At 50.7% G+C, this 10,146-nt stretch carries 14 protein-coding genes and 1 pseudogene; 3 read left to right on the plus strand and 12 right to left on the minus strand.

Features of this window, described 5'->3' with window-relative positions; genetic code table 11:
• Positions 1–203: 203 nt before the first annotated feature.
• The gene (locus U8U68_RS02960) at positions 204–677 is read left to right on the plus strand and encodes a hypothetical protein (protein ID WP_322199365.1); all 474 of its coding nucleotides are present in this window, start codon (positions 204–206) and stop codon (positions 675–677) included.
• Here the strand turns inward: U8U68_RS02960 and U8U68_RS02965 are convergent.
• Entirely contained in the window at positions 661–972 is a 312-nt protein-coding gene (locus tag U8U68_RS02965; protein WP_322199366.1) for an NADPH-dependent FMN reductase family protein, read from the minus strand. The genes U8U68_RS02960 and U8U68_RS02965 overlap by 17 nt on opposite strands.
• 474 nt (positions 973–1,446) lie before the next feature.
• Here U8U68_RS02965 and U8U68_RS02970 point away from each other — a divergent pair, with 474 nt between their 5' ends.
• Positions 1,447–1,926 (plus strand): CPBP family intramembrane glutamic endopeptidase, encoded by a 480-nt coding sequence (locus U8U68_RS02970; protein ID WP_322199367.1) that lies wholly within the window; start codon positions 1,447–1,449, stop codon positions 1,924–1,926.
• 194 nt (positions 1,927–2,120) lie between these two features.
• Positions 2,121–2,486 (plus strand): hypothetical protein, encoded by a 366-nt coding sequence (locus tag U8U68_RS02975; protein ID WP_322199368.1) that lies wholly within the window; start codon positions 2,121–2,123, stop codon positions 2,484–2,486.
• A gap of 90 nt (positions 2,487–2,576) precedes the next feature.
• Here the strand turns inward: U8U68_RS02975 and U8U68_RS02980 are convergent, their stop codons facing one another.
• The 11 genes and pseudogenes from U8U68_RS02980 to U8U68_RS03030 all read right to left on the minus strand — a co-directional run bounded on the left by U8U68_RS02980 (position 2,577) and on the right by U8U68_RS03030 (position 10,091).
• A complete protein-coding gene (locus U8U68_RS02980) occupies positions 2,577–3,479 on the minus strand; it encodes a LysR family transcriptional regulator (protein ID WP_322199369.1) in 903 nt (300 codons plus the stop codon).
• A gap of 57 nt (positions 3,480–3,536) precedes the next feature.
• Complete coding sequence (locus tag U8U68_RS02985) at positions 3,537–3,845, minus strand: nuclear transport factor 2 family protein (RefSeq protein WP_322199370.1); 309 nt, start codon at positions 3,843–3,845, stop codon at positions 3,537–3,539.
• Between the two features lie 160 nt (positions 3,846–4,005).
• Positions 4,006–4,602, minus strand: a pseudogene (locus U8U68_RS02990) (alpha/beta hydrolase); the annotation flags it as partial.
• A 313-nt stretch (positions 4,603–4,915) separates the two neighbouring features.
• Positions 4,916–5,194, minus strand: coding sequence for a hypothetical protein (locus U8U68_RS02995; RefSeq protein ID WP_322199371.1), 279 nt, complete (start codon positions 5,192–5,194; stop codon positions 4,916–4,918).
• Positions 5,191–5,910, minus strand: coding sequence for an ImmA/IrrE family metallo-endopeptidase (locus U8U68_RS03000; protein ID WP_322199372.1), 720 nt, complete (start codon positions 5,908–5,910; stop codon positions 5,191–5,193). The genes U8U68_RS02995 and U8U68_RS03000 overlap by 4 nt, the downstream gene beginning before the upstream one ends.
• 121 nt (positions 5,911–6,031) lie before the next feature.
• Complete coding sequence (locus tag U8U68_RS03005; protein ID WP_322199373.1) at positions 6,032–6,634, minus strand: LexA family protein; 603 nt, start codon at positions 6,632–6,634, stop codon at positions 6,032–6,034.
• A 140-nt stretch (positions 6,635–6,774) separates the two neighbouring features.
• Positions 6,775–7,074 (minus strand): WYL domain-containing protein, encoded by a 300-nt coding sequence (locus U8U68_RS03010; RefSeq protein ID WP_322199374.1) that lies wholly within the window; start codon positions 7,072–7,074, stop codon positions 6,775–6,777.
• Positions 7,075–7,140: 66 nt separating this feature from the next.
• On the minus strand, positions 7,141–7,449 hold the full coding sequence (locus U8U68_RS03015; RefSeq protein WP_322199375.1) for a WYL domain-containing protein: 309 nt from the start codon (positions 7,447–7,449) through the stop codon (positions 7,141–7,143).
• 158 nt (positions 7,450–7,607) lie between these two features.
• Positions 7,608–7,754: a hypothetical protein gene (locus U8U68_RS03020; protein WP_322199376.1), complete on the minus strand. Its 147-nt coding sequence runs from the start codon at positions 7,752–7,754 to the stop codon at positions 7,608–7,610.
• A gap of 122 nt (positions 7,755–7,876) precedes the next feature.
• On the minus strand, positions 7,877–9,613 hold the full coding sequence (locus U8U68_RS03025) for an Rqc2 family fibronectin-binding protein (protein WP_322199377.1): 1,737 nt from the start codon (positions 9,611–9,613) through the stop codon (positions 7,877–7,879).
• Positions 9,614–9,626: 13 nt separating this feature from the next.
• Positions 9,627–10,091 carry a GNAT family N-acetyltransferase gene (locus U8U68_RS03030; RefSeq protein WP_322199378.1) on the minus strand — a complete coding sequence of 155 codons (465 nt, stop codon included), beginning with the start codon at positions 10,089–10,091 and terminating at the stop codon, positions 9,627–9,629.
• Between the last annotated feature and the right edge of the window lie 55 nt (positions 10,092–10,146).

The raw sequence follows: 10,146 nt of genomic DNA on the forward strand, positions 1-10,146 counted from the left end.
CAATATGTGCCGGGGGTTTTATAGTATATAGGAAAGAATTGGAAAATCTAATCCGCAAGTTTAGCGGTAGCTCTTGATTCTTTTTCATGTAAAGCCTATCGTAAAAAAATCCACACTTACCAAAGTTCCCCCAAATATGCTATAATACGACTACAATATCTTCATGTGTAAGCAGTCAGACAGATGCAGGGAGAAGAGACTCTATGCCAAATACATTGAGATCAACATTGGACAAAAGAACCTATGATATTATAAAAGGCTGTATACACTGCACAACCATAACCGCTCTTTGCTCTATATTGGAGGACAGAAAAATTGACTGCAGCAATACCGTCCGCGATGAGCAGAACGATAACTCCATTTCGCGCACCATATTTTCACGGGATCTAAACAAGCCCGGAGCAGACGGCGTGTATGCGCGTTTTCTGCTCAACCAACAAATCGTCCCTTATGCCAAGTATGGCGCGTCCGGCGCCCGTCCAGTACGTATTTATATGGCTAAAGAGAGTTGTTTTGACTTGCAGACCATTAGTATATCCATGAGCGACCTTAGTTGGCGCGCTGGCAGATACAGAACTGCCGGGCTGGGTTTCGCTGCAAGCTGTCAAAAGTACCGCCAAAACCAGCGCGAGAGGGAATACTCTTTTCATGTGCCCCTCCTTAACCCAGGCTGTTGACCCATTCGGCCACTTCCTCCTCCGAGGCCGAGGACTGGAACCGCTGGCCCTCCTGCCAGTCGCCGGTACCGGCCATCTCTGCCAGAAGCTGGCCGCTCTCGCCCAGGCCGGAGCTGCTGACGTGCAGAAGGGAATTGCCTGTACCGCTCATCAGGCCGTGGCTCTGGACATAGCTGACAGCGTTTGCGTACCAGGCATTGTCCGCCACGCCGGTAAAGCCTCCGGCGGCAAAGGCCGAGACTGCCAGACTCCGCAAAAGCACAAATGCTAACAAAAGGGGAATTGCTTTTTTCATGTTTTCCTTTCCTTGGGTTTGTGGGTCTATTATAAACCTTGGCTTTGGCGTTGAGAAGTTCCGATCGGTTATATAGTGTATACCTTTGGGTTATAACTGGATTGAGGAAATGTTGTGTTTTTTGAGAGGCTGTGCTATACTGGCCGTGGGTAACACTTGGCAAATCGGGATTTCTGCAAGATTTTCGCACTGCAAGGAGAAATTGTGATGGTGAGATACACAAATAAATTGAAACTCACGTTATGGGTTTCCGTCGTATATGTTTTATCGTTTATATGCTATGTACCTACATTGCTAAAACAGAACGGAATTATCATGCCCAATGGACTATTGTACTTAAAATACTTATATGTGTGTATTCCCGCTATGGCTACTATTTTTCTGCTGATTTGTGAGCAGAATGTCAAGGGATACTTTACGCGAATGTTTTCAGGGAAAATAAGGATCAAATATATTTTAATAGAGGTTATCTGTATGGTTGCAGGTATATTTGATTCTTATTTCTATTCGTTCATAGTGAAAACTGACGTATTTAAAAATACATATTTGACAGGGATATCACTATTAACAAACTGTATATACCTGCTAATAACAGCGTTTATTGAAGAAATAGCATGGAGAGGATTTTTGCTAGAACGACTTCCTTTTAAGAAAAGCAAAAGTGTTCTTTTTGTCGGTGCCGTTTGGGCCGTGTGGCATATACCAATGTGGATAATCAGAAATTCATTGGGCATGGAACAAATTGTTTATCTTTGTATATGGACATTACTTGTTTCCGTTGTTTTGGGAATAACCTATTATCAATGCAGAAATATATTGCTTATTGCCATTATGCACGCAACTTTTAATATCTGTTATTTAGCGCCAACACAATATAACATTGCTGTATTAGCGATCATAATTCTTGTTGGTATTCTATTGTATAAAAGATCAGACAAAAAATTTTTAGCTTGATAAATTCGGGTTTACTTAGTCATAGTTCTCCTGAACAGCCCACCACAAAAAACGAGACTTCACAGGAAGTCTCGTTTGGTTAGAACCGTATAAACCCTTAGATTATAACTGGGCATGGAGAAATGTTGTGTTTTTGGGGGGCTATACTTGCCGTGGATAGAATTTGGTATATCGGGATTTAGAGGTGTGAGATCATGCGTTTTACTGTCTCCGTAGGAATTGGAATTTTACTTGTTTTAACGATAATTGGATCGCTTATTTTGTTAAGACGCAATTCCTTTAAATCTGAAAATAGTAAAAGAATATATATTGTGACAGGGGCGCTACAAGCGGTTCATATCATATTGTATTTGACGGGATTATTGGATAAAATCGCTCAAGTTAATGGATACATTGCATTTGGAATTTGTGCTGTTGTTTCCATCATATGTATTTTGATGTCTGGTTGGATGCTGCTGTCTTTTTCAAAGTTTAAGCATGGAATAAAGTATCTGCTTATGTTTATTGCGATGCTTCAAGTGATTAGTACGATTATTATATTTTTGTTTCCCGAAGGATGAATGACAATTTCCCATTTACTTGGTCGTGGTTCTTCCGAACAGCCCACCATAAAAACAAGTCTCGTTTTTATATTGGCATGAATTTTGAAATTATAGCTGGTTTCCCGCAATCGCCGTCCGCACGGCCTTCAAAAACTTTTTTACCGTCCGGGATGGCTCCGGCGAGTGTAACAGGCCATAGGGAATGGAGTGGTCCCACTCCACCGGGATCACCTTCAGCAGCGGGTGGACGTTTGCCCAAGGCGGCACCACCAGCAGCAGGTCGCTGCCGTTTTCGCAGCGGTTGAACACGTCCATGCGGTACAGGTCGAAGTCCACGATGTTCACCTGCGGGTGCTCCTGCCACAGCTCATCCCGCAGCTCGTCCACGTAATTGCTCCAGTTGCGGTGCATCATCAGCAGGTTTTCCCCATACAAGTCCTGCACAGCGAGTTTGGTTTTTGCCGCCAACGGATGGTAGATGGACGCCGCCACGCACAGCGGCTCCCGCGACATTTCAAACCCCGCACAGCACCGAAGGTTCAGCATGGTTTCATCGAACACCCCGGCTACCACGTCGATGTCCCGGCCCAGGTTGGCCAGGATCTCTCTGGCGTTTTCCGGGGAGTTTTCAAAGGGCACCATCTGGAACTTGATTTCCGGGCACTGTTCATGGATGGCGGGCCACAACTCCATCAGGGCCTGGGCCGGGGTCATGGGCGAGGTGCCGATGCGCACGATATCCGTGTCCCCCTGCATGGCGTTTTTGGCCCGGCTGACGGAGTCTTTGCAGTATTGGATGATATATTTTGCGTCTTTATATAACGACACCCCCGCCTTTGTGAGCGTGAGGCCCCGATGGGTGCGTTCAAACAGCTTTACACCCAGCGCATCCTCCAGCAGGTTGATTTGCTTGATGACCGCCGTGGGCGTGATAAACATCTGCTCCGCCGCCTTGCTGAAGCTGCCTGCGTCCGCCGCCGTGAGGAAGGTGTCGAGTTGAGGGTTATACATATTTTAATAGACCAAAGCGGTGAAGGAGAACTGCACCAGCTTCCATTCATTCTCCCGCTAGACATACACTTCGGTAACGGCAAAGTGGTGGGTGGTGGGCTTGCCGCCCAGCAGCAGGCCGTAGTTGCAGTCGGTGATGACGATGGCGGTATCGCCCCAGAGCTTTGCCTCCTGCTTGTTGAGGATGATCTCCGTGGGCTTGAATACCCCATCGGAAAACGCTTTCATTTCTTCCTCCGTACCGCAGGTCACACCGATATGCACGAACATACACCCTGGGTCGGCAATGGATTCCATGCCGGTAACGTCGGCCTGTTCCCGATACTTCCAGAATTTTTTAGAAACTTCTATAATCTTTTCTTCCATTTCGGATGCTCCTTTGTGTAAAATTCGGTCAGTATATACCTGCAAGTATACATTACGCAGCACAAATCTACAATATTTCCCCGCGCTTTGCGGCTGCGTAACGGAGTTTGCGAAAACCGCGCAAACTCCCTGGCGCTTTTCATCTTATTAAGAAAAGGACTCATTTGGCAAGAGTTTTTTTAGAAACCTGTCTTTCCCAAAAATCCACAGCCCGGTCAAGCCACCCCTCTGCCACCGTTCCGGCGCCCAGCCCGAACCCATGGGGCAGGCCCTCAAAGACCTCAATTTCCGCGTCCGTGCCGTTGTGTCGAATGCGCTCTATGCGCCGTTCCTTAGTGCTGTAGCTGGCGATCCAATCGTTGGTGCCCACACAGGCGTAAGTGGGCGGCTCCGTGCCCAGCATCTCCGAATGGCCCGTGTACTGCATAATGACCGCTCCGGGCTGGGGGTACTTTCTTTCGCCGAAAGCCGCCGTACCGTAGGAGCCAAGATATGCTGCCATCCGCGCCCCCGCCGAGCCGCCCCAAAGGGAGTAGCCCTCCACGTCAACCTCCAGCTCGTCCGCATGGTCATGGATATAGGCAATAGCCCTGGCTAAATCCTCGCAGGCGGTCTGAGCGCCAGGACGGTAAATAAGCGCGAAGGCATTGTACCCCTTTTTGCTCAATTCCAGCGCATGGGGGAAGCTGTCGTGCATGGCCCCCACATAGGCGAACCCGCCGCCCGCGTTGCAAACAGCGAATTTGGCCGCAGGCTGATATGCAGCTGTTCGGCTGACCCAACCTGTGTCAGTCCTCTTTCTTTGCGAAGTTCCTGGATTCTCTTTCCTGTTTCAATAGCATGGTAATTCATGATTTTTCCTTTCCCAAGCACAGCGGAATAGGACTTTTAACACCGTACAAGGCAAAAAAGGCAAGCAAAAAGCGCCGTACAAATTGGAACAGTCATGGCATAGTAACCTCGATTACTATTGCAATAACCGCTCCAACCTTGTACGGCGCTTGGCAGCCTCCACCGGCTTACACCGGTTTCCCTCCGCTTTCTCGATTAAAAGTTGTAGAGTTTATTCATTATCCTTTCTGGCGATGGCAGTGAAAACCATCGTGCTTCCTTTGACGGTTGGCCCGCCGGAAATACCCAAGATTGACCGGGTATTCCTCTTTGCATTTTCTGCAATGGACCATCTTGTGTCCGGTAACGTCCGAAAACACCCGCTCCACAAGAAAGCCACAATAGGGGCAGCGGATGTCCCGCAGGGAAAGCCCCTCAGTTTCCGAACGGGAAAGCCGGAGCTTATATAGGTTATCCCTGCTCACGGGGGTCTGGCAGTGCGCTTTTACGGTATTCAAAGCGCCATCGCCTCATTTCCTAAGCCGATTTCGCTGGCAATGTACTCCGAGATGTCGTGCCGCGCCAGCAGATGCAGCTCCTTTAGGCGAATCAGAAAAGCGGTATAGGAGACACCCATTGCACCAGCCATCTTCTGTACCAGCAGTTTATCCTCCAAGCGCAGGAGATTGCTCCCGAAAATGGGGATCAGCCCGGTGACCTCAAACCTTTCCAGCACTTCCCGCACCATGAATCCCGGCATGAGAAGCGCCGCAGCCAGCCGGTCCACTCTGGCTTCCCGAAAGCTCAGAAGTTCTCTCAACTCTTGGGGGCTGTGGGCTCGTTCCCGGTCAAATTCCCTATGGAAGAAGGCCATCGTTACGGTCCTGTCCAGGATGTAATGACCGGCCTCATGGGCAATGGTGAATCTCCTCCTGCTGCCCTCATCCCGGCGCTGTAGGCACTTTTCCAATACGACGGTCCCCTTCGGAAAGACCTCCTGTACTGGTTGGCGTCCCTCCATGACCCGAAGCGGCGTAATCCCATCGGAGATAAAGCCAATTTTGCTGAAATCTTCCTCTGCAAAGCTGCGGAACTTTAGCGGAAGTCCCAGGTGGCCGGTAAGAAATCCCTCAATGTCTACCCGAAGCGGTACTTCTAAATCTTGTCCCAGGAATTGGCGAATCAGACCCTCTGCCAGTTCCTCCATCTCCACGTCAGAAAAAAATGAAGTCAAAAGACACACCTCCTGGGGGACTGGCTCTGCTTACAGGCAAAACCAGTTCCCTTGTATGATAATAACCGCACGAGCTGAACATAAAGCTCTGCGAAATTCCTTCTACCATATGCTGCCCCCATTACAACGCCTTGACAATATGCCTGGCCATGCCCTGGACGCTCAGGCTGCTTACGTAGATATCTTCATAATTTGCATTCTCTGGGTGCAGGTAATAACAGTGCTTACGCTCGGCAAAACATAGGCGTTTCAAGGTGTTTAGCCGGTCATCCGTCAGGGCCACAACAATATCCCCCACATCGGCAACATCGGTTTTTTCAATCACAACCAAGTCGCCGGAGTTGATCTCTGCATTTACCATAGAATCCCCAGAGGCCCGCAGGACATAGAAATCACCATTTCCAAAAACCGAAACAGGCAGGGGGATGTATTCCTCCACCATAGCCTCCCGCTCGTCCGGCTCGCCGCAGGGGATAGAACCGACCAGCGCCGCGTGGTTGACCTCCGGGGTCAGCTTGCGGATATTCTCCGAGGAAATCTTGCCGTTTTCATAGGAGATCATCCGGCGCTTCGCCATTTCCACCAGGTAATAATATGCTGTTGACCTTCCAATGCCCATTGCATCGGCGATGGCTTGATTGGTGGGCGTTTCGCCATGCTCCCGATAATCGTTTTCTACAAACGTTTTGATTCTCCCCATTAGCTCAGGATTCTTACTGCGCATTCGGATTCTCCTTCTATCGCGACTATCCGTTCATGATAGAGGCATTATAAGCACATACCTGCGAGGACATCAATAGGGCAAAATGATAGTGCGGCGAACCCGCCGCACTATCTGAAAAAATTTTGAAGAACTCCTGCTTTTCATTTGGTAGCCCTGTCCGCCTCCGATGTAAGTGCGGCTTTCAGCATCTCTTGATACTGCTCTCTGACTGAGACCGGGCCAAGGATCTGAATCTTCCTGGCAAACTGGAATACCCATGCAAAGAAAGTTTGGCTGACAGGAACCTGTGCCCTTACTGCGAAATGCTCACTATCTGTTATCTCTGTCTCTACTTCTTCCCCGAAACGGTCCACCACAGAGTCCATCACGCTGTTTTCACAAAGCAGCTCTACGGTTTCCAAATCCCCCTCATACATGCTGAACATTGACCGCGTAATCAACAGGGGCAAATCCTTCCGGCTTCTGCTGGGCGGGCTCATCCAGGATGTCAGGAATGCCCATCCGGTCTACGCGGAATGTAGTGATTTTATCAAAATATTCATAGTACCCCAAGACATAGTATTATCCTCGTTATAGAGCATGGCGTAGGGGGAGAGGGTGAATGGTTCCCCCCCGTGCCAGGGGACACGCTCCCGGTAAGCGTCGTATCGGAAATATTGGAATGAGATTTTTCGTCCCATATTGATAGCCCGGAAGATGGCGTCGATCACATAATAGATGTTTTCATTTTCCGGCTTGATTCTGCCGCCTGTGTACAGGTGACGGTTCAATTCCGACCCATGTTCTGCGCTGGCCATAGAAATAATTTTGTCCACAAGCTCGCCGCTCTTTCTTGCGGTGATAAACTTGGAAGCCTCTACCGCATCGACCAGGAGATTCAACTCCGGAAGCTGGAACTTGCGGTCAGCAAAATAGTAGCGGTTAGGACGGCCCTCCAGAATGATGATTTCTATTCCGCAGGCGTTCAGTGTATCTACTCGCCACGGATCGTATTTCGGTCTATTACTGCCCCTTGATTTTTGAAATAATCAATGATTTCAAAGGTGGAAAGGGGATGGTCCTCGTCGGTTTGCGTTTGGAAAAGCCGTACCAGCTGAACAATTTGTTCCTTGTGGGGCATATTGCGCTTCTTCCAGGCCGAAACAAACTTTTCTCTGTTTGGATAACAAATAATATTGGTTATAATAAAACTTTAGTAGTCTATTTCCTCTGCCGCAAAAGAGCACTCGCTGCATGATTTTTTTAGGTAGAAGGGTCCACAAAGATCGTTTTATAGTTTACATAAATTACCATCCCGGGCCGTGCGCCCTGGGGCTTACTGACGTTTCGTACCTGGGTATAGTCCACCGGCACCTGGGCCGAGCCTTTGGCCCTGCTATGCCCTGCCGCCAGGGCTGCCGCCTCTTCCATGGCTCTGGGGGTGGGCTGGCGGTTCTCTGTTACCAGCACGGTGTGAGAGCCGGGTATGTTTTTTGTGTGGAACCAAATATCATGATTGTTGGCCAATTTCATGGTCAGCTGGTCATTCTGCCGGTTATTACGCCCCACCAGCACCGTGAATCCATCTGAAGTCGTAAAACGCAGAGGCGCGCTGATGACCGGCGCCTTCTCCTTTTTCCCGCTCTTAGCCCGGATATAGCCCTGCTCCTTCAGCTCCGCCTTAATCTCCCCCAGGTCCCGCTCGTTCTCTGCCCTGGCCAGGGCGTCCAAAACCGAGTCCAGATACTCCAGCTCTCTTCCAGCCAGCTCAATCTGCTGGGTCAGCTTTTCCTCCGCTATTTTGGCTTTTCGGTATTCTTTATAGTATTTTTGCGCATTCTGATTGGGCGTCAGCGCTGGGTCTAGCTTAATGCCCACCACCGGCTGGTCCTCCTCATAAAAATTCACCAGCTCCGCGCGGTCCGCGCCCTTTTCCAGGCTGTGCAGGTTGGCGCTTAGCAGGTCCCCCGCCACCCGCAGGGCCTCCCGCTGGGCACACTGGTCCAGCTCCCCCTTTTGGGCATTGATCTTTCGGGCCAGCCGCTGGGAATGGTTGGAGAGCAGCCGCAGTAAGTCCTGCTCCCGCACCCGCATCCGCTCCAGCTGGTCCCGTTCCCTGTAAAAGTCGTCCAGCATTTGAGAAAAGGTATCTCCCCGGCGCACCACTGCCGAGGTGCCGTACTGCTGAATATCCGTAAAAGAAAAGTCCATAGGCTTCTTCTGTAGATTCACCGCCATGTAGGGCGTACCAGAAACCTCTTTCACCATCTCCCGCCATTTCTGGTAAAAGTAGCCCAAACGGAAACGCTGCTCTTCGTCCATGGTAAAGGCGGTCAGGTCCCTGCCCCTTCCCACCCGGTGGGCCAGCTCCCGGCATACCACTGGCGAGACCCCCTGCAATACGGCCAGCAAAGCCTTAGAGAGTTCCATGTCTCTGGGCAGGGCTGCCAGGGCGGCCGCCAGGTCTTGGCTGGTGGCGTTTAGCATACACAGCTTATCCTGGGGAGGCGGCAGGTGGTAGGTGAGCCCAGGCAGCACCAGCCGCTGGGAGCTCATCTCCGCGTCCACCCGCTTGAGGGAGTCTATGATTTTTCCGTCAGGCCCAGTAAGGATTATGTTGCTGTAGCGGCCCATAATCTCCATGGTCAGGGTAAGAACCACATGGTCTCCCAGCTCATCTATGGAATCAAAGTCAAAGTGCAATAGCCGCTCCAGCTCCGGCTGGCGGATCCCCACCAGCTTGGCCCCTTGGAGCTTTTTGCGTAGCAGCATGCACAGCATGGGGGGCTGCTTGGGGTTTTCCAGGGGAATGGCGGTAAAATGGACCCGGGCGCTATTGGCCCGGGCAGAGAACAGCACCTTTTCCCCTCCCTCCCGGCTGCGGAAGGCCACCACCAGCTCCTCCCGGTTGGGCTGGTGAATCTTATCCACCCGGGCCCCAATAAGCCTTTCTTCCAGTTCTTTTTTTAAGTGGCGCAAAAACGCCCCGTCCAGTGCCATAGTTTCTTCCTTTCTATATTAAATCCAATTTCATCACTTTTCGGGTCTCTTGAAATCCCCGGCTCTCATATAGGCCAATGGCCCTGGCGTTCTCTGCCAAGACCCCCAGCTCCACAAATTCCGCGCCACGGCCCCGGGCCCAGTCCTCTACCCCTTGCAGCAGGGCTTTTCCCAGGCCCTGCCCCTGGTGGTTCGGGTCCACGGCCAGATCCATCAGATAGACGTATTTCCGGGGCAAAAAGGCCGGATAAGGCGGCGTCTCCTTTTGCTGTACAAGAGCAAAGCCCAGCACTTCCTCCCCCTCCCGGGCCACCAGGACATCCTCTTCTCCACTTGCCAGCACGGAACGCACAAACTTTTCATCCGCTGCCCCAGGCCGAAACATGTCCGGCTGTAGCTGGGCCATTTCTCTGTTCAACACTGTATAAAGCTGAAAAACGCGGGGCAGGTCCTCTGCCCTGGCTGGTTCAATGGTCATATTGTCTCCTCCTAAATTGGGGTATGTTTAAAAATCGGAGAAATGCTGGCGCCTT

Source organism: Acutalibacter intestini (assembly GCF_034334985.1).
Lineage (GTDB): Bacteria > Bacillota > Clostridia > Oscillospirales > Acutalibacteraceae > Acutalibacter > Acutalibacter intestini.